Source organism: Paraburkholderia fynbosensis, from assembly GCF_902859935.1.
Lineage (GTDB): Bacteria > Pseudomonadota > Gammaproteobacteria > Burkholderiales > Burkholderiaceae > Paraburkholderia > Paraburkholderia fynbosensis.
Window position 1 is genome coordinate 158,413 of sequence record NZ_CADIKI010000016.1, and the last position, 19,923, is coordinate 178,335.

The following is a 19,923-nucleotide window of genomic DNA, read 5'->3' on the forward strand; positions in this document are numbered from 1 at the left end:
GCTAAATCGCGTGGACGGCGGTTTGACATGCCTGGACGGGGCACGATGGAATTTGTGGGAAGCCGCACGCCTGACCCGGACATGGGTCAAGCGTGTCCCCGATGAAGACGCGCATACTCCCCAAGCTGATGCGCGCTGCAACGGGAACGGACTTCAGAGGTCGAAACCGCGATGCGGACGGGCTGTCTGCGCTCGATCGCCGTCGCAGCAGGCGGCGCAGTCATATAAGCGAGCGCAGCGCTCAGCGCAGCGGGCCGTCGAAAGCGCTCTGAGCTGGTGCGAGTCCGTGCTTCTTCAGGAGCTTGCCGAACGCCCGACGTTCTTTGCCCGCGATCCTCGCGGCCTTTGTCACGTTGCCGCCCGCGGCGCTCAGCGCATCGGCCAGATAACGGCACTCGAACTCCGTGATAACCCGGCTTTTTGCGGTCTTGAAATCTTCATGCGCAAGCATGGCGGGCGCCTCCGATTGACGCAGCGATCCATACAGCGAAGCCGGTTGAAGATGCACGATGCCCGGCTGGCATCGATCGGAGATGAAGGGGTCCGGCGGTCCGATCTCGATGACGCGAGCGTCGCTCAGCAGGTAGCCTCGACAGATCAGCGTTTCGAGTTCGCGAATGTTGCCTGGCCAGTCATAGCGGTACATCCAGTCGAAGGTTGCCGGATGCAGCACTTTGTCGCCATTGCCGAAGCGTTGCGCACAGACGTGAAGAAAATTGTCGGCCAGCAGTTCGATATCTCGATCGCGTTCGCGTAATGGCGGCAACGTCACCACGAGAATACGCAAGCGGAACAGAAGATCGAGCCGGAACTCTCCCTCCTCGACACGCTCAGCCAGATCGGCATTGGTTGCTGCTATCAGCCTGACATCGGCATGGCGGCTTTCGGGCGCGCCTAACGGCCGATATTGGTGATCCTGCAGGAAACGAAGCAAGATGACTTGGGACTTCAGCGGAAGCGCATCCACTTCGTCCAGGAACAGAGTGCCGCCACTCGCATGAGCGATAAGGCCTGCCTGCTCGATGTGCGCGTCGGTGAAAGCGCCGCGCTTGTGACCGAACAACTCGTTATCAACAAGCGCATCCGGCAGCGCGCCGCAGTTTACGGGAACAAACGGCCCCGATGATCGTTGTCCACCGTAGTGAATCGCGCGGGCGGCGAGTTCCTTTCCCGTGCCGGTTTCGCCTTCTATCAGCACCGGCACGTCGCAGCGGGCAAACCGTTCGATCACCCGCTGGGCTTCCAGAAACGATTGCGAGCTTCCAATCATCGGAAACGACTCCTCGCCAGCGGGCATGCCAGATACGCCCGCGTTGCATCATTGCCCACTCGTTCTCTGTGGGATGCGTGAATGCGGCGTAAAAAACATTCGGTGTCCTTTATCGAAGGGTAGAGCCACATGCGCGAGGCGTAGGTCGGAGCTTTCCGTGGTGCAATTCCGGAAGCTTGCGCTACTGAATTAGTCTAGCTTCAGACTTTCTTTTGTCCAGATAAAAGTCTGTGATTCGCGCCCGGCCCTCGGCAATATAACGAAGAACTCGAGCACAAAATTAAACCGATACTGATCAGGGATTCCACTCTGTGAATGCCGTTTTACATCTGACAGCAGCACCATCCGCGCTTTGCTCTCGCCCGGCGAGAGGTCATTCAGGATTTATCGGTACGAGTCCCTGAAAATCCTATGTGACCGGTTATCAAACGCCGTATCCGACCTATGTTAGGTTTGCAGAGTTTGCCTTGTGCCCGTTCCACCTCCGTCACATTTCGATGTTCCCATAGATCCAGTCCTGAGCGCCGTTGCTGAGCCGATAGTGAATTAGCATGTGATCCGTCTCGGACCACGCGCCGGAGGCCGGGTCGCAAGCGGCGAGCACGAACAGCATATCGGCCCAGCTTCCGAACGAAGGACCCGCGCTCGCCAGCGCGGCGAGCGGAATGATCGCCTCGATTCTTCCGCTCCCGGGATCCCATTGGGGCGCTTCGACATAATCGACGTTGCCTTCGGCGCTCCATGCATTGTTGGCGACGCGCCAGCGCGAGAACGAATCCGAATCGCTGCGACGTGAGACGACGAAGCTCATCGGCCGGCTCAACGCCTGATTGAAGATGCCGAGGCTGCTGGCGGCCGCGCCGCCCTGCGCCAGATCCTGGCTGTATAGCTGCAGCGCGAACAACGGGGGCTGTGCGAAGCGCGTGAACGTCCCGGCTACGTTGTCGATCCGCACATAGAGATTCGAGCCGTCGTTGGTGACGTACACGCGCTTGATCGAACACATCGGCGACGCGCCCGAAGTCTGCGCGCCCACGAAGTACGGAACGTTCGACCATTGATTCCAGTCTCCCGCCGCCGCATAGCTAACTCCGATCGTCTTGAAGGTACCCGCGTTGTACGACGGCGGTACGCAGCCAAAGCGCACCTGCTTTTCGTAGAGCAACGCAGCCAGAATGAACGCAGAGGCCGTCAACGGTTCGCACATTGAGCTCACGAGCGGCTGTTTCGTCACGTTGGAGACCGCCTCGCCGGGCGGCATGTACCCCTTCCCCCAGATGCTGGCGCACCATTGCAGGCGCGCCAACGCGTCGGCGGCATGGCCGCGCAGGATGTCGTAGACGGCCACCCACAGGCTCATCTGCGGCCACGCCGGTTCCGGCCCAAGGGCCTCGTTGCCGCCCGGGCTCCAGCTCGCCGTGTAGTAGAACGTGTCGCCAGGATAGCGCGCGATCCCAAAGCTCTCATTCGTGAGCGCGCTAAGGATCGTATCGACATGGCTCGCTGCGCGGCCGGACTCATGATCGATAACGCCCAGCGCGATCAGCATGTCCGACGAGCTGTCGATCATCGTGCGCGGCGTGTCGTTCACGTTCACCGCGCGACAGAAATATCCTTGCGGATTCCAGGAACCCGGCGGAAACCAGTCCGACGGACGCTGAAGAGCGGTGAGAATCGAAGCCGCGCCGCCCGCATACCAGTCGGTCAGGGATGTCTCGCCGAGCCCCTCGGTGATGGCCTGCGTCGCATACATGCCGACCACATACCAGCTCTGCGTGTAGCTGTTGTGCTCCAGATTGTCGCTTTCTTCCCAGATGCTGTAGTCCGCCTGGCCGAATCCGTTGGGCTGGATATGGCTGACGATCCAGTCCGCCGACCGCTTGACGCTCGGCCACAGGTCGCGCAGAAACGTCGCGTCGGCGGTCAGCGCGTAGTGCTGATAGACGCCGTACAGAAATGCGCCGACCGAGTCGTACTCGGGCTCGACAAAGGGCACATAGCTGCCGTCCCATGTGTTGTAAGTCGTCTTCCAGGTGCCGTCGCCGCCCTGGCTGCCGCTCATCCAGCGCCAGTACAGTTGCGCTTCGTCGTGATGGCCACTGGTGTCGAGCCCGATCGCTGCGATGCAAGCATCCCGCACCCAGGTCCGGTATTGATAGGCGACGGGATTGGTGGTTGCGGCGAACGTGCCGAGTACGGGGTTCTGGATGTTCTTCATCAGGATCAGCGCACGGTCGAACATCTGGTTGAGCGCATCGTCGTCGAAATGCACGCGCCGGCCCTGATTGCCGTTGGTGAGCCATGTGTTGTACGCGGACGCGACCGCCGTCATCCAGGCGTCGCCCGAAGATGCTCGGGCGGCGGCGATCGCGGCGCTGGCATCAGCTTGTGTCTCGCATACGCCAAGATAGAAGTAGAGCGTCGCGGATGCGCCTGGCGCGACCTCCACGCGCTTGCTGAACGCGAGCGATACGTCGGGAGCACTGACGTCGGCATTGTTTTTCAGCGTGCCTTCGGCGTCGAAGCTGTACCAGGCCGACACGGTACCGCTTTGCGTCGATGCGTCGGCGTTGTTGCCTGCCTGATAGCCGTCGCTCGGTTGCAGCGCGCCCAGCAGCACGAATAACTGCCCGGAGGCCGTCATGTCCGCGATGAACGCGTTTTGTCCGGCGTCGTACCACGCGTGCACCTGCTTGCTCGGATCAACGTTGTTGAGATGTACCTGATCGAGCAGGTTGAAAGTAACGCTTTCGGCCGTCGGATTGGTCAGCGTGTAACGAACGATGAAGAACGGCTGATCGGGCGGCGCCGCGAAGCTGCGGGTCAGGTCAAGGCGAGGTGGCAGCGACGCGCCCTGATAGCTCAGGTAGTGCGTCGTCAGCACGCCGGCGTCATCTGCGCCGCTTTCGAACCACGCTTCGGAGTCGAACTTCTCGGCGTGGCTATAGGAAATCGCGTTGGTTTCGTCACGGAAGAAGCCGGTGTAGTCGACGATCTGGTTCACCGTCCGGCGCGCGAGAGAGCCGCGCAGACAATGGAGTTCGCTCAGGCATGGGCCGGTCCAGGATGTGTCGATCTGGCTAAGCTTCGCGGCCTTCCATACGCCAACGAGATCCCGCCAGTTCGACAGATAGAGCGCACGGGTGGAGGTGGCCGAAGGCGAAGTCGGGCTCATAGGTATTCTCTGGGGCTCGCGAATTGGATGCCCGATTCGACACCGCGAGGCGGGGTATCGCGCATTGCGCGCCGACTGCGATAGCGCGTCATCGCTCGGCTAGCGAACTTCAGCAATCCGGATGAACTGCGGATGGACGCCGCGATTCGGGGCGATCAGGACCGAGTGCGAACGAACGTGTGCGGCGCCACGGTACGCGCCGCCGGGTTTCCGCATTCATATTAGTACAGCGTCGATCGAATTCAGCGGAACACCTAGCATGGAAGCGCCTTTTCCACTCTGCAGTCCGCCATGATTCGGAGAGGACCCTCAATCTAATGCATCTCGAACAAATGTTCAGTTCGACTCGAAGATGATCTTAAATAGCCAATGAAAGCTTGGTGAATGCAGAGAATCCGGCGATGCTTAAACTGCCTGAAGTACCAGGTCGATGTAGTCTTGATGTACCGCGATAGTCAAAAGCTATCCGATCATGTCGAAAGATTTTCTCCTTTCGATGACAAAGCAATCCACAAAGGCTCGTTCACTACGTCAAGCTATCCGGGTATGCCCCATCACTGCATACAACGCGTCCCGAGCGTACTTCATTTAGCGTTAGCAAACGCACGGGACTGTGCGAAAGCAAAGGTGGGAACCGGCAATTTAAAAATTCTCTCTTTTGCTCGTCCTGTAATTTAGTGTTGCGCTGTAACGAGCAAGGCGATTTTCCGGTCGAGCAAGGGTTCCAGCCTGGTTCGTCGAAGCAGCCAGTGGGCGGATGGGAACACAAGTGGAATAGCCAATAAATGATTTATTTTGGCGTTCGTCGTCCATAACCGGTACTTGGCGGCCAGAAAACATCTGCTAGATTGAGTAGGGAAAATCAGGAAATCCAAAGAAATATTCTATGGTTTCCATCGAGGAAGAGGCGACCCATGCCAAAACGGCCCCTCGTTTTCATTTCCTACCGCCACGGCGACCCGTGGACGGAGTTGACTCGTCGCCTGCAGGTTCGTTTGAAGAACGTCTCAAAGGCGCTGGGCTTCGATCTGTTCATCGACGAAGGCATGGGTGCAGGCGTAATGTGGGCGCAGCATCTCCAGCAGCAGCTCCAGGCAACGACGCACTTCGTCTGCGTGCTCTGCGACGAATATTGGGAATCGATCGAATGCCAACGCGAACTGATGTTCGCAGTGGAGAGCTTTCGCGCAACGGGCGAGCCGCGGCTGCTGTTCGTGCTGGCCGAAGCGATGAGCCCCGAATACCTGACTTTCGACGATGCGGGCCGCCCGGACAGGCTCGGCCTGCCGGGCGACGGCGAGCGTGTCATCCAGTCCGTCAGCGACGTGAATTTCCTGGGGCCGTTCGACGGCAACCTCCGGCTCGAACCGCTCAGTCAGGATTCGGCCGCGCGCTTTGCCGAGCAGTTGACGCAACTCGTGAAGCGCCTCAAGGAAACACTGCCGACGCTCGATACACAAACCGCGCGGACTATGGGAAGCCGGCCATGACGAACGTCACGTTCACCGCAGGCACAAAGATCGAAAAGTGTCTCCAGATAGAACGCATCATTTATCTGTCCTGGGTGTCGGACCGCCTGGGGCAAGCCGATCAATGCGCGAAAGATTTCTGGGTCAAGCTCAAATGCTACCCGTACGACGCCTACAACACGCCGCTCAAGACGATCTATCGGTCGCGTCAAGAACTTCAGCCGCCGAAGGCGGGCGATCTCGCCAATTCACATATCAGTCCGCTGATGGTGATCGAGAACATGAAAGATGTCACCGATGTCATCGCCTTCCTGACGGACGACTACATTGCCGCCGAGCCGCACGTTTCCGAACTGGTGGATCTGAGCCAGTTCGTCAGGCGCAAGCGCACAGAGGAGGCCGCGTGGGAGCAAGGCTCACCAGAAAGCGCCGAGCAAAGGGAGTTGGCCATGTGGCTGATCCTCGTTCATCAGATGTCGGATCCGAGGGAATACGCGCTCGTCGCCGACACGTCCCCCGACTGGTGGCACGAACTGCTCGACGGTAACGACTATCTGCGGCTGGGCGACGTATCGGGCGAGACCCTGAAGCAGCAATTGCACACCGCCGCGACGCGTCTGCGCAAACATCAGCGGCTCGGCTGCGGCAAATGCTGCCATCGGCACGAGACCGCCGGGAATGAAACCGAGGTCGCACCCAGCACGAGTTGGCTTCGCCGCTTATTTCGGGGTGCGGCGTAGTGCCGTCAGGCCGCGTCTCTCAAGGAATGGAGGAGCCATGAATCGCCGGATCGAACTCCCGGTTTTCATCGGGCACGGCAGCCGCGCAGAGATGTCCGGCAATCCAGACGCGAGCGTGGCAGGCAACGGAGTCATCCTGCGCGAGACGCCCTCCGACGGTAACGAGGCCGACCACGCCGAAGCCGTATCTGTCATCTATAACTTCACCGATCATCCCGAAGGCTATTCCGCCAGCGCGGAATTGGCCGAAGCGGTCAACACCGCCGTCATTCTCGGCAAGCCGCTTCTGCTGACAGGACGGCCAGGCACGGGAAAGAGCCAGTTGGCCGACCGCATCGCGTGGGAATTCGATCTTGCGCCCGTTCTGCGCTTCGAAGCCCAATCGATGAGCGAATCGCCCGACCTGTTCTATCGCTATGATCTGGTCGCGCAACTCGGCGATGTCGAAATCGCGCGCGCGCAGTTGACGTTCCAGACCACGGGCCAGGCGCCGGGCACTGGGGATCCGATGCCCGCGAAACTGAGACCCGAGAACTTCATCACGTTCGGGCCGCTTGGCCAGGCGGTTCTGCGCGCCGCGCCCGAGGGTAACGAGGATCTGCTCGCCGTCGCCTTTCCGGACGAACCCGCCCACCTGGCCCGGCCGCGTCCTAGCGTCGTGCTCATCGATGAAATCGACAAGGCAAGCCGCGATTTCCCCAACGACTTGCTCAATGGCATCGAGCGCCTCGACTTCCGCATTCGCGAGATGCGCGACCGGCTGGTCGCCGCACCGCGCGACGCCCGCCTGCGGCCCATAGTCGTTATCACGAGCAACTCCGAGCGCGATTTGCCTGATCCGTTTCTGCGCCGCTGCGTGTACTTTCATATCGAAGATCCTGACGAGGAAACGCTGCGCAAGATTCTGCTCGCGCGCGTCTTCCCCGAGAGATACATGAGCGAACGTAGCGCGGGCGAACAATCGCAATTCGCCGTCGCCGGCTCGACGCGCCTCTATGACGACCTGCTCGAGTTCTTCGTCGATTGCCGCGAGCGCTGCGGGCCCGAGTTGCGCTACCAGTCGGGTACCTCGGAGCTGATCGACTGGGCGAAATCGCTGCGCAATTCGGGCCTCCCCAGCGACGGACTCATGCGCGACAGCATCGCAGGCGTAAAACGCGCGCTCTCCGCCGTGGCTAAACATCGCGATGATCGCGGGCTGATATTGCGGGCGATCGACGAATGGGCGAGACGCCCATGACCTCGCCCGACACGTCGGCGCCAAGGTCCTGGCCGCCGTTCATCGAACTCGTGCAACACCTGCGCGACGCTTGTTTTTCGCCGGGTGCGACCGAACTCGTCAACGCTGGGCGGCTTTTGCGGCATCTGGAGGAGCGCGGCGAGGCGCTCTCGCCCGACACGCTGCGCGCGCGCCTGCGCCCGATCTTCTGCAAGTCGCGCGAAGACCAGAGCCGTTTCGACGATGCATTCCGCGAGTGGATCGACGACACGAGAGCCACCAGTACGGACGACGAGGCCGAGCTTCGTCCCCCAAAGGAGAGCCCATGGCGCAGGTTCACGACGTTCTATGCGAAGTCGCCCCAGATCGTCTGGTATTTTGCCGCGCTCTTCGTCGTAGTGACCGTGTTCGCGATCGCAGTCAACTGGGGCACGCCTCTGGATGAGCGCCAGAGGCCCGAACTGAAACTCCCGGCAGTGGAGCAACTGATCACGAAGCCCATCCCGGTGCCGCGGCAGGTCGAGCAGTACTATCCCGCGGCCCGCTCGAACGACGAAGTGAACACGTCGATCGTCTGGGGCATTTTTCTGCCGTTGGTCGCGATTCTGCTGTTCGTGTGTGCGCCAGCGTGGTTCCTCGCGCGCACCCAGCGACGCCAGATGTCCGCAAGCATCAAACTCGACGAACGCTCGCTGCACGAAGCGACGCAGCACATCGTCCCTACTCTGGCTTCCGACATCGCCACCCCGCTCGAACGTCATACGCGCGAATCGCGCACGGCGCGCGGCACGCTCGCTCGCCGCGCACCGTTGCACATGCGCCGAACCATCGAAGCCACGATGCGCAACTTCGGCATTCCCGAACTGCATTTCCGGCACACGAATCTGCGGCCATCCTATTTGATGCTGATCGATGCGGAAGACGAGGCCGATCCGCGCGGACGCCTCTTCTACATGTGGGCGAACCGGCTTCGGCAGGAAGGGCTAGATGTCGACATCAGAATGTTTCATCGCCGTAAAGGCGAGGCACCGGTCGCGTACCGGCTCGCCGCACGCGGAAAACTCGACGACGCGCACGGCGAACCCCTCGATCGTCTTCCTGATCCTCCTGTCGGTCAGCGGCTTATCGTGGTGTCGGATCGCGACGCATTCACGGGTCAGGACGGTCGTCTCCTGCCATGGGTCGAGTCCGCGCGTTTCTATCGCTGGCGAAATCGCGCGCTGTTTACCCTGATCGAACCACAAGACTGGGACCTGCGCGAACAATTGATCGAACAGCCCGAGCGCGCTGCCGATCCCGGCTTTCTGGTTCTGCCGCTCGAAGAAGACGCGCTGCGCGCATGGGCGACGCTGCTGGTTTCGGGGGAACTGCCGAACATCGTGCTGAGCGAACCGCAGCGCTATCCGCGCCTGCTCGCCGAAGGCCGGTACGACTTTCTCAGCGACGATTTCAGCAACAAGGAGGTCGCTGAACGCCTGATCGCGCAGTTGAAGCTCTATCTGGGCGACAACGGCTTCCAATGGCTCGCGGCGCTCGCGGTCGCGCCGGTCGTACGGCATCCGCTGACGCTTCTGATCGGCGAACGGTTCTTCCGCCTCGCGAACGTCCAGCACGAAGCCGAATTACGTTATCTGATCGCGCGCAATTACCGGCGGCTTGCGCGGCTTCCCTGGCTGCGCAGGCAGTGCATGCCGAACTGGCTTCGGCTGTTGTTGCTGGAAGAATTGCCGCCGGAGACGCACGAGCGCATCCGCGAAGTCGTGCGCGGCCTGCTGGAACCGCTTTCACCGACCGAAGGCCCGGGCATGACCATCGAACTGGATTCTGTGCCCGATCCGCACGGCGCTCGTGTGCCCGTGGGCGAACAGAGCGTCGCTATTTGTCTCGGCTACCTGGGTGGAATGTCCGCGCAACGGCTTGCCATGCGTATTCCTGAGAAATGGGCGAACTGGATACGCAAACGCCCCGCTCGCACGCCCGCTCGCCGCTTCACGTGGCGCAATGCGGCGAGCGGGCTTCGCGACGAGCTGAAGGGGGCGTGGGCCGAACTCGCGTATCGCGGCGGTATGGTGCGCAACGGCACGCGCGGCGCGCTATGGATCGTCGTTGCAGGTTTGATGATCTGCGCGCTGGTTCTGGTTGCCGCCTCTATGCAAAGGAAGGGCTCTCACTCGGGAATGCTGCTTTCCGAGCAACATCATCCGATCAGCTATGTCATGCGTGGCACGCGAATGAATGCATACGGGTTCAGCCCGGACGGCGACTACGTACTGACCGCCGGCGACGATGGCCGCGTGCAAAATTGGAGCGTGCGCACGGGCGAGCCGCGCGGCGACCCGTTGTACCACGCTTCTTCAGTGACGCGCGTCGCGTTCTGCGGCCGGGGCGACACCGCAGTAACGACGACGTCGAACGGTGCAATCCAGTTCTGGCACTTGTCGCGTGGGGTGCGCGATGGCGACCCGCTGCCGCGCATAAGTGCGTCCGTGAGATCCATTGGATGCGATGATAACGGTCAGTTTCTCGCGGTGACGTACGACGTAGGGACGGTTGACATATGGGACATGCGCACCCGACAAAAAATGAAAAGCCGCCTTTTCGGCTATGGGGCTTATGCGGCCAGATTCGTGAATGACGCGGACACCGTCATCGTTGCGAGTTCTGACGGTGTCTTTTCGTGGGCATGGAGAAATGACGAATACTCGGTGATTCTCAAATGGGATCGCTTCGTCAATAACGCGTTCATCAACCTCGACGGTAGCAGCGTGATTACGCTCGGCGATGACGTCGCATGCCTCTGGAATCTCGAGGATGATTCGTCTATCTGTCCCCCCAAGTCATTCCAACGCATAAACGCCGTCGCGCTAAGCCCGGACGGCAGCCAGTTCATGGTCGCCGACGAACGAACCGTCCAACTGTGGAGCGTGCACCCCGCCCTCAGGCAGCTCAGGGTCTGGCAGGGCGGTGGCAGTCCGGTGAGCGACGTTGGGTTCAGCCCGGACGGCCAGCATCTCGTCATCGGCGACGCGGATCGAGCCACGCTATGGACCGGCGAGAATAACAACTTCGCGATGTCGTTGATGGATCTGAATGCGATGCATAGCCTCGTGTCCGCGTTGATGGCCGCACATCCGGTCGTGCCGACCCTGCTGTGGGTAATCGTGATTGCGATCATAGGGTGGCTGAACGCGCGCAGGTTGCGCCACCGGGTGGTGAAATTGAGCAGTATATGAATCAAGGCGGAGAAATCGTGGATACCGATGTCGCTGCTCCCATCGAACTGCCCGCGCTGCCGGTCGCGCGTTCGCTGCGACGCGTCGGCGCGATCGCCGCATCCATGGTGGCGGCGGGCGCGGTCGATGTCGTCAACAGAGAATTCTTTTGGACGACTGACCGAGACATCGATGTCGGGCAGTTGTTTTTGGACAATGCCGCGGTCATGCTGATCATGTGGCTGGTGGCCTGGTCGTTCCTGACGGTCGAACGGCACAAGCCGTTCGGCAGCACCTCCTGGCGTTATGTGTGGTTCGCGCTTTACTATGGCGCGGGGATGTTGTTCATGCTGCGCCTGGCTTTCGCGTTTTCCAACAATCTCTATGATTTCGTCTCGCAGACGTTCCGGAACACACAGTTCGAGAGCCTGACCGCCGGTCTGCGAATTATCGCCGCTCTCGCGAGCGCCACGTTGCTGCTCCTTCTGCTCACGGCGCTGCCGCGCGCGCTGGCGCGACTTCAGCTGAAAGGCCGCATCACGGGTCGCGCCGCCGATGACTGCCTGTGGTTCGCCGCCACCATCTGGAGCTTCGGCGCGCTCGCCGCATGGATCATAAACGTCAGTTGGGAACCCGACCGCTTCTACCGGCCCGTCAGTGACATAGCGGCCGTAACGGGCTTCGTTTTTACGCGCGTCGCGCTATCGCGGCCAAGGCCCGAGCGCGCACCGTCGCTCGTCATCGTGCTGCTCGAAGGCCGGAATTCGCGCGCGCTGCGGAACTTTATCAACCTCTTTTCCGGCAGATGGTTGCTCGGACCGGTCACGCTCATGGCGCCGGCATCGAATGCGATCGACTACTACGGCGCGCATGCCCGCGTCGCCGCGCGCGCGGACTGCCTGGAGACACTGTTCCCCAAGACCGTCGGCGAGCTGAGCCACGCACGAAAAGAGCTTCCGCGCGATGACGATTGGAAGGGGCTGGTCGCGCGGGAGTGCTATCCCACCCCGTCGCTGTGGACCGACTACTTCCGCTCGCTGCTGACGCCATCGACGTGGGTACTGCTCGTCGCCGAAAGCCACGATCTCGTCACGATCGGCGACGCGTCGAGGCGGCTCGATGCGATCCGCGCGAGCCTTCCCATCAGCCGCACGTTCGCGCTGACCGGCGCAGAGGTCCCCGCGACGCTACAGGGCTTGAGCATCGTGCGCATCGCCGCGGTCGGCAGGGACAGCTTCAAACGCGCCGCCAATGTCTTACAGCAGCACATCGGCCGGCATGAGGGCAAATCCATGCCGCAAGAGCCGGACTGGCCGGCGTTCTATCTGGGCGCACCGCTTGCGTGGAATGGCCTCGGCGTGTGTGCGCTATTCGCGCTCGGCGCGTTGCTGAATCATGGTTTCAGCCATCGGGCCACCACGACGGTGATCGTTGCCGTCCTGGTGGCCATCAACCATTGCATCGCCGCGGCGGTGGCGATCCTGCCGAAGCGCTATCTGAGCTTCGCGCGCCGCACCTTCTGGAGTGGCAGACCCAAGGGTGCCTATGCGCTGTCGGGCCTCGCGACGTTCCTTATTCTGCTAGCGCTGTCGGCCATGATTTATCCGATCCGGGTGCACTTCGGCAATGCGCCGATGACGCCGTTTTTCTCCCAGGCCAAGTGGCTACTGCTTTCGGTGACGCTCACCGTGACGCTCGCATCGCTATGCGACGATTATGTGCTCCAACCTGCCGATCCGCCGTGGTTGCGTCCGCTGGAAAGCATCGCGCTCGCCTGCGTGATGGCGATCGCGGGCTGGCTCGTGATCAACTGGGTCATGCCGGATATCGCACGGGTCCGGCCGAACATACCGGTGACATCCTGGACGCCCGTCCTGGTGAGCGCCGGGATCGGCGCGCTATTCGGCTATACATGGCCGGCGTGGTATCGCCGGAATCTGCGCGCGCGTACGAAGCACACCCAATCCGCCGAGCCGGAAGAACGCACGAAGCCACCACTCGGAACGCCCATTGAACCACCGACAGTCGTTTGATTGGCAGGAGTCGCGCTCGCATTCAGCGCAGATTACCGTTCGATGCCGTTTGTACCGCAGGCGCATTGCAGCGGGTGAAGCCGACGACGGAAGCAGCGGATTATCGCTGGATTGTATAGCGGTCGGCGATTGACCTATATTTGGGGGCGTGATTCGGCTTAGACGGCTTGACGGCCGCCCAGCATATACACGTCGAACCGTAGCGGTGTAGGAGGCAAGCGTGCGATCTTTTGCCAGACCCGAGTCGAAGCCTGTTCAATCGAAGCGCAACGCAGCGCTGGCGCGGACCTTCGCCCCACACTCGGTGCATGAAATCCTCGCCACTCCGGGCCACTCGCTCGACCTCGCCTCCCGGCAAAAGTTTGGCGCCGCGTTCGACTTCGACTTCAGCCGCGTACGCATTCATGATGATTCGCGCAGCGCGCGCTCGGCGGATGACGTCGGTGCACGCGGCTACGCCGTTGGCGAGCACGTTGTCATGGGTCGTGAGAGCAATGCTCACACGCTCCATCATGAACTGGCCCACGTCGCGCAACACCCTGCCGCGAACCGGATTCCGCCGCACTTGCCCATAGCCGATGCGCACTCCCCTGAAGAAGCGGCCGCGCGCCACGCATCGGACGTGGTGACGGCTGGCGGACACATGCGCTTACCACCCGCCGATGGTGTCATCGCCCTCCAGCGCGACCCCCAACCCGTCGATCCCCTCGCGCGGACAGACGACAAAGGCGGTGCGAAAGAAGAACCGCCCGATCCGACGCCGTGGCTCACGCTCCAGGCGCAGGGGCTGATTCAGTACTCGCGCGTCTATACCATTCCCAAGCCGCCGCCCTGGATGCTGGGCGCGCAACTGGCCGCGAACATCCAATTCCACGGCGCTCCCAACAGCACCGGTTTCGAACTCGCGCTCGTGGGCCAGTACGGAAGAATCATGACCTGGGGCAGCAACGCTACTGCCACCGGAGACCAGTGGTCCGGCGCGCTGCAGCCCTCGTATCTGTTCATCAACACCGGCAGCACTCAGGTCGCTTTGTTCGGCCAGGGCGGGTTCGCTTCCACCTCTTCCAGTGACCCCACTCTCGCGGGCAAGCAGTTCAGTCTGCTCGGCGGCATTCAGGCCACGCAGGATCTGGTGGAGTTGGGGCCGCTCAAGTTGCAAGCCGTGGCGTCCTTGGCCGGCGGTCGTGCGTGGTCAAAAGGACCTGCGGATGATCAATATTCCGGCAGCCGCACGTGGCAGGTGAACGCCGGATTCCAGTTCGCTTGGGACGCAGTGAAGCGCAAACCCGCGCCGCCTCCGGAAAGAGTCGAAGTGAAGCTACCCGACGAGGCGAAGCCGCCCGTCGAAGAACCCAAAAAGACGGCCGATCAACAGAAGCGCGCCGACGCCAGGCAGACCGTGGATCAACCGGAGAACAAACCCGCCGACAAACCCGCAATTCCGCCTCCACCTTCGGACGCCACGTTTTTCTTCGTCAAGGATCGGCCGACGCACGGTGGGGGAAACGACAAAGGCGTTTTGGCGAGTGGAGATCTCGAAGGTCTCAAAGCGCAAATCGGAAAAGCTCTCGCGGGTGATCCTGGCCTCAAGATCTCAATCTCTGCGGCCGCCTCAATAGAGGGAACTACCGAGTACAATTGCGACCTTGGCTCGCGCCGCGCCGAATGGCTACGGCAACAATTGAACGTGCCGGTCGCCCGCATTGCGGACCCCGAACCAAATTTGCTGGAAGGCGCTTGCGCCGATAGCGGCGGTTTGATCAGCTTCGGTTCCACGAAAGCGGTCAACACCACCGACGAAACCAAACGCGCGCTGGACCGCTTCGCCGTGGTGCACTTCCACCACGGCAAGTAGACTGCGCTCGCTTTCATCGCCAGTGCCGACGTAAAACTCTGCCTGGCGCAGCATGTACTCTGCTGCTCAGCGGCTCGCTCGTTTCGTCCTGATCCGCGCGGCAGGCTTCGGGAAATCGCTGAAAAAACGTCCAGACACGTCCCGTATTCCGCGCCACTTCGCGGCCCAGGTGTCCGCGCTAGCCATTAGCGCACTTCCGGTTTCGATGATCCGTGTTCTATCGAGCGGCTCGATTCGTCTTTGATCCCGCGATCGACATGGAGTGCGCTATCGCTTGATTTATTAATTTCTTAAGAAAAGAGAACTTGCGCCCCTACGTTCGCGTCTTTTTTAGAAACCCGGTATTTTCGGGTTTTAATTAGCTCGCATCGTTCGTTGCCGTACATAGCGAAGTACGTTGATTGTCCTAGCCTTGCTGAAGAGCACGGCTGAAACGTACATTCGCTACAGCAATCCCCCAAAAACGCTCCCGTTTGGAATGCGGCTGCTACACCCTCAAACTAAACCACCAGACGTCGAGTACCAGCCGCGCGTCACACGCATTCGTACTGCTCTATCCCCGCGAAACCTCGAACACGGGGTTGGCTCAATTTTCAAGTTGCATGCTTCTTTGATGGAGGGACCATTACGAGGCGACGGCTGTCTAGATTCGCAATCCAGGCGAAAAGAAATGATCCCGGCGTGAGTCTCGCTCTATCGCGAGAAAACAATGAATATTCCTGACGAAGCACATGGTGGTGCATATCGGCAATTTCCCACCCGCCCAGACCAATACCGGGGAAGCGCGTGGGACGCTACATTGGGCCAGTTGTTCTCGACGGCCGTTACGCATGCGACCGACCGCATCAACTGGTACGACGCGAAGGCCACCGAACGCGCGGCCGTAGCCAAGCGAATCCGCTTTATGTCGCTCCTTCTGTTTGCACTCGGAACGCTTGCACCAATATTGCTCACATTTCTGATCAAAATCGCTGCCGTCGGCAAGACTCCGAACACGCCTTCGACGTGGCTCGACATGATCGCTGCGTTGCCACTGGCGGAGATCGGCTATGTGTTGCTGGCCGTTGCGGGTGCGCTGGTCGTCTTCGACCAATTCTTCGACGCATCCGGTTCGTGGATTCGTTTCCGTCAATCGCAGGCACGGCTCGAAGTTTTGCTGGCAGACTTTCGATTCAGCTGGGCCCAGGCGATGGCACAGGCACAAGGGTCCCTTATCGGCAAAGAACGTCCCCCATCTTTCACGGCGATCTTGCGCGATTTCGTCATCAAGGTGGAATGGCTGGCGGAAGATGAGACGAAACAATGGGCAAAGCGGTTCAGCCAGATGATCGATACATTCGATCGAAATCCTAATCTGAAGGTGTCGCTGGGCGGTTCACCAGGCGCTCAGGCAGGTGCAGGTCCGGAGGCAGACGCGGATGACGCTGGCGGCCGGGCCGGCACGACCAATGGCGGGTACAGCGCGGCTGCCACTTCTCAACGCTCCCCACCCCCAGCCGCGCATGAGGACGAGCGCGTAGCGACCGTCAACGTGCGTCTCGCGATCGACGGCATCGACACGCTGGACGAAGGCTCCCTGCGCCTCGAGGTCGACGGCACGCAGATCGACGTAGCGGGCGATGGATTTGTCGAACTGCAACTCGCTCCTGGAATGGATCACGCGATCGTCGCGACCGGACAGCGCGCGCAGAAAGCCGTGCGCGCACAGTTGCAGGAAAACGTGACGATCGAAGACGAGGACAAGCCGCTCACCATCATGTTATGACGGAGCCCGGTATGAACAGCATGTTTGTCGGGAAAGGATCGCCGTTGACGCAGAACGGATTCGACACTGTCCTCAGTGCGCTGGATGTCGATGCTTCTTCGCTATGGGCACTGGTCACCGTCGAAACCCGGGGTTTTGGATTTCTCGCTGATCGTCGCCCAAAGATACTCTTCGAGCGGCACGTCTTTCACAATCGCACTGGCGGGCGCTTCAGTGCATCAAACCCCGACATCAGTTCCAGTACTCCCGGCGGCTACAGCGGCGGGGCGGCCGAGTACGACCGCCTTGCGCGTGCAATGCAGCTCGACCGGCAGGCCGCACTCGAGAGCGCGTCCTGGGGTCTGCCACAGCTCATGGGATTCAATGCATCGAAGCTGGGCTACACCAACGTCGACGGCATGGTCCAGGCCTTCGTCGTCGATGAAGACGCCCAGCTTGATGGAGCGCGACGCTTCATCGCGAGCAACGCACCTCTCGCTTCGGCATTCCGGCAGAAAGTATGGCCGCGCGTCGCCTTCTTCTACAACGGCAAGGATTACAAGAAAAACGCGTACGACGACAAGCTGCTTCACTATCAGCAACTATATGGAATCAAGGGACTACCGAGCATCGAATTGCGGACGGCTCAGGCCATTTTGACCTATCTTGGGTTCGACACACACGGTGTCGACGGGGTGATTGGCAACGGAACTCGCACGGCGATCATTGCCTTTCAGCGTGCCAAAGGACTCAACGTCTCGGCCGAACTCGACGATGCGACGCTCGACGCACTGAAATCCGCGGCACCGTGACCAGTTCGCTCTAAGGTTTATCTCCGCTAAATGCCTTGAAGATTGCTGCGATATCCATGATCGGCAGTCGGCGATACCCGACATCGCCGATGGGTCCCCCGGCGTTGCCCAATCCAGGCACCGGAGTGATCTGAGGATGGATTCCATCATTCTGCATCGCGTGTTGGTCTGACGAGGTCACCTTCCGCAACGCATCGAAGACGGGAGAGCGAAACTGAGGACTCCAGGAGATCCGCAGATCGTCCAGTTGCACTTTCAGGCTGGCGAAATAATCCGCCCAGACGTCGACGCCTTGTTTTCGCCAGAATCGAGCCGCATGATCGGCATACCACTCCCCAACGCCAAGACTGACGTTGACAGGGTTCGCGACCCACTCCTCGGCAAGATTCTGCAGCCACACGAACGCGCCGGACACGTTGTCGATGCGTCGCTCTCGCACAGCATTCCGTTTCAGAAAGTCTTCGAGGTTGGAGTCGCTCAAGGTGGGATATATCTGGAGATACTCGCTGCCGTTAAAGTAGTCTTTCGCGTTGAATCGTTCAGTCTTTTCATAGGGTATAAAAACGCCGATCCGTGACGAAATGCTCCCGTCGAAAAAACCTAGCTCCCACGGTGTCCAGAAGCCTATACCGGGCGCAGACGCAGAATTGGCAGGCATCCTGGCGCCCTCCTCCTGCGTTGGATAAATCATGATCAGGCACGTCGCGCGCGATATCCTGTTGCGGAGGATCTCAACTTTTTCGTGCGTCACGTTGCTTGTGTCAGCGAGTTCGGCGAAATCCGCGTCGACGAACGGTGTGAAACCGTAGCCGCGAATCGTCGTTGCGAGTTGCCGGGCTCTTGCCTCGTCGCTGTGACGATACGAGATGAATACGTCGAAGAACTCGGGAATACCATCTTGATCTTCTGCCACGATAACCTCCGCGACGACTGCACGTTTTTTCAAGCGCCAATTTCGTGCGTGACAACGGCAGTGGAAAAAACCCTCCAACGGGCCCGTCAGGCCGCGCCCCGAACACCTCACGTCGTGACGCTTTTCACACCCGATTGCGTGGCCAGCCAGTCGGCTACCGCGCCAAGGCGCCCGCGTTGAACCTCGTCCTCGACCAGCCGCGCGCTGACGCGCAGATCGGCCAGCACACTATCGATCTTCCAGCGCGTCACATCTTCGCTGACGACTTTTTTCGCGAGATCCTCGGCCAGATCAGCGTTGCCGTCGTCGAACGCAAGGGCCAGCCACGTCGGCCGTAGCCATTCGTCGGTGACGCCTCGCCGGAACGCGCGATCGCAAGCGGCGGTCGCGAGCGCCGTCACGGTTTGCGCGCGCTTCAAGTCACCGTCGCAATTGCGCTCGCGATACAGACGCGGAAGATTAGACGAGCAGTAGTACTCGTTGAAGTCGAGATCCATGCCCCGTTCGTAGTAGTCGATTGCCTGGTCGCGAAGTCGCGACTGCCTTTTCGAATCCGCGGCCGCTTTGTACAGCCGTTTGTACCGGCCTCCCAGCAAGCCGAAACGTTCTGCCGACGGCCCGGCTATCGCTACCAAAGCCTCGAGTTGGTCGATCGCGGACTGCACATCACCCGTCTGCGACACGGCGAACGCGCGCTGTGCCTGCACCTCGGGCTTCTCGCGGTATTCCTGCGGCAGCTTGTCGATGAAGTCGAGCAGCTTGCTCCAGTCCGCCTGCTCATTTGCCGCATCGCGCAACAGCAGCAGCAATGCGAACACGACGCCTCCCATCAACGGCGGCACACCGTGCTTTTTCACAAGTTCCTGCGCCGCCTCCATGCGCTCTTCCCGCGGCAGCAGACGTACGTTGCGCACGGCGGACTGGAACACGGCCAGGTCCATCATGTGCTGCTTCATCGTGGACGCGAGGGCCGGATCCGGATTGTCCGGGAAGCCGCTCACTGCATTGAACATCGGCGATTCGCCATCCGTGAGCGCGCTGATGCCCGGCATGATGCATTCGTGGATGCGCTGCGCAGTGTCCTGATCAATATTGCCGTTCGAGAGCGGATAGCGGACCGTGCGCATCTGCGCCACGTCGAAGAGCGGCTGCGACCAGTCGGCCGCGAGCAGCACGCAGCCGGTGCGCCTGGCCGCGTGGCGGATGCCGACCTCGTAGTAGACGTTGCCATTGGGGATGGTCATGTCCGCGAGCACCAGGTCCGCATAGAAGATGCGTTCCAGCATCTGCGTGATGATCATCGAGCCGGTGTCCTGGTCCGCGCGCACGGGCTCGTAGCCTAGCGCTCTGATTGCCGGCACATAGGCGAGGTCCCACAACGCGTTGAAGTCGATCTCGCCCGGAGCGTGCGCGGTGTCCGCCTGCGTCCGCTTGCGCCCATAGGGCATGATGGCGAAGCAAATAGGTTTCGGCATGATTGG

The 19,923-nt window shown here is 60.8% G+C and carries 12 protein-coding genes; 8 read left to right on the forward strand and 4 right to left on the reverse strand.

Annotated elements, in window-relative coordinates:
* Window positions 1-241 precede the first annotated feature (241 nt).
* On the reverse strand, window positions 242-1,270 hold the full coding sequence (locus HV770_RS25045) for a sigma 54-interacting transcriptional regulator (RefSeq protein ID WP_175164006.1): 1,029 nt from the start codon (window positions 1,268-1,270) through the stop codon (window positions 242-244).
* A gap of 487 nt (window positions 1,271-1,757) precedes the next feature.
* A complete protein-coding gene (locus tag HV770_RS25050; protein WP_175164008.1) occupies window positions 1,758-4,445 on the reverse strand; it encodes a glycoside hydrolase family 15 protein in 2,688 nt (895 codons plus the stop codon).
* 914 nt (window positions 4,446-5,359) lie between these two features.
* Between HV770_RS25050 and HV770_RS25055 the strand changes: the two genes are divergently transcribed.
* The 8 genes from HV770_RS25055 to HV770_RS25090 all read left to right on the forward strand — a co-directional run bounded on the left by HV770_RS25055 (window position 5,360) and on the right by HV770_RS25090 (window position 17,529).
* A complete protein-coding gene (locus tag HV770_RS25055) occupies window positions 5,360-5,935 on the forward strand; it encodes a toll/interleukin-1 receptor domain-containing protein (protein WP_175164010.1) in 576 nt (191 codons plus the stop codon).
* Entirely contained in the window at window positions 5,932-6,654 is a 723-nt protein-coding gene (locus HV770_RS25060; protein WP_175164012.1) for a hypothetical protein, read from the forward strand. The genes HV770_RS25055 and HV770_RS25060 overlap by 4 nt, the downstream gene beginning before the upstream one ends.
* A 37-nt stretch (window positions 6,655-6,691) precedes the next feature.
* Window positions 6,692-7,894, forward strand: a complete 1,203-nt coding sequence (locus HV770_RS25065) for an AAA family ATPase (protein ID WP_175164014.1) — start codon at window positions 6,692-6,694, stop codon at window positions 7,892-7,894.
* The gene (locus HV770_RS25070; protein WP_175164015.1) at window positions 7,891-11,106 is read left to right on the forward strand and encodes a WD40 repeat domain-containing protein; all 3,216 of its coding nucleotides are present in this window, start codon (window positions 7,891-7,893) and stop codon (window positions 11,104-11,106) included. The genes HV770_RS25065 and HV770_RS25070 overlap by 4 nt, the downstream gene beginning before the upstream one ends.
* Window positions 11,052-13,118, forward strand: coding sequence for a hypothetical protein (locus tag HV770_RS25075; protein WP_217468643.1), 2,067 nt, complete (start codon window positions 11,052-11,054; stop codon window positions 13,116-13,118). Before HV770_RS25070 ends, HV770_RS25075 begins: the two co-directional genes overlap by 55 nt.
* 220 nt (window positions 13,119-13,338) lie before the next feature.
* The gene (locus HV770_RS25080; RefSeq protein ID WP_175164019.1) at window positions 13,339-14,973 is read left to right on the forward strand and encodes an eCIS core domain-containing protein; all 1,635 of its coding nucleotides are present in this window, start codon (window positions 13,339-13,341) and stop codon (window positions 14,971-14,973) included.
* 709 nt (window positions 14,974-15,682) lie between these two features.
* Window positions 15,683-16,738, forward strand: coding sequence for an SLATT domain-containing protein (locus tag HV770_RS25085; protein WP_175164021.1), 1,056 nt, complete (start codon window positions 15,683-15,685; stop codon window positions 16,736-16,738).
* 11 nt (window positions 16,739-16,749) lie between these two features.
* The gene (locus HV770_RS25090; protein ID WP_175164023.1) at window positions 16,750-17,529 is read left to right on the forward strand and encodes an N-acetylmuramidase domain-containing protein; all 780 of its coding nucleotides are present in this window, start codon (window positions 16,750-16,752) and stop codon (window positions 17,527-17,529) included.
* Between the two features lie 10 nt (window positions 17,530-17,539).
* Here HV770_RS25090 and HV770_RS25095 read toward each other — a convergent pair whose 3' ends face one another.
* Window positions 17,540-18,475 (reverse strand): toll/interleukin-1 receptor domain-containing protein, encoded by a 936-nt coding sequence (locus HV770_RS25095; RefSeq protein ID WP_175164025.1) that lies wholly within the window; start codon window positions 18,473-18,475, stop codon window positions 17,540-17,542.
* A gap of 74 nt (window positions 18,476-18,549) precedes the next feature.
* Window positions 18,550-19,917 (reverse strand): TRAFs-binding domain-containing protein, encoded by a 1,368-nt coding sequence (locus tag HV770_RS25100; protein ID WP_175164027.1) that lies wholly within the window; start codon window positions 19,915-19,917, stop codon window positions 18,550-18,552.
* Between the last annotated feature and the right edge of the window lie 6 nt (window positions 19,918-19,923).

What these genes read in the sequence shown, in the direction of transcription:
- HV770_RS25070 (WP_175164015.1), top strand. Translation starts at nt 7,891, where the DNA reads ATGACCTCGCCCGACACGTCGGCGCCAAGGTCCTGGCCGCCGTTCATC.
- HV770_RS25085 (WP_175164021.1), top strand. Translation starts at nt 15,683, where the DNA reads ATGAATATTCCTGACGAAGCACATGGTGGTGCATATCGGCAATTTCCC.
- HV770_RS25055 (WP_175164010.1), top strand. Translation starts at nt 5,360, where the DNA reads ATGCCAAAACGGCCCCTCGTTTTCATTTCCTACCGCCACGGCGACCCG.
- HV770_RS25060 (WP_175164012.1), top strand. Translation starts at nt 5,932, where the DNA reads ATGACGAACGTCACGTTCACCGCAGGCACAAAGATCGAAAAGTGTCTC.
- HV770_RS25045 (WP_175164006.1), bottom strand. Translation starts at nt 1,270, where the DNA reads ATGATTGGAAGCTCGCAATCGTTTCTGGAAGCCCAGCGGGTGATCGAA.
- HV770_RS25065 (WP_175164014.1), top strand. Translation starts at nt 6,692, where the DNA reads ATGAATCGCCGGATCGAACTCCCGGTTTTCATCGGGCACGGCAGCCGC.
- HV770_RS25100 (WP_175164027.1), bottom strand. Translation starts at nt 19,917, where the DNA reads ATGCCGAAACCTATTTGCTTCGCCATCATGCCCTATGGGCGCAAGCGG.
- HV770_RS25050 (WP_175164008.1), bottom strand. Translation starts at nt 4,445, where the DNA reads ATGAGCCCGACTTCGCCTTCGGCCACCTCCACCCGTGCGCTCTATCTG.
- HV770_RS25090 (WP_175164023.1), top strand. Translation starts at nt 16,750, where the DNA reads ATGAACAGCATGTTTGTCGGGAAAGGATCGCCGTTGACGCAGAACGGA.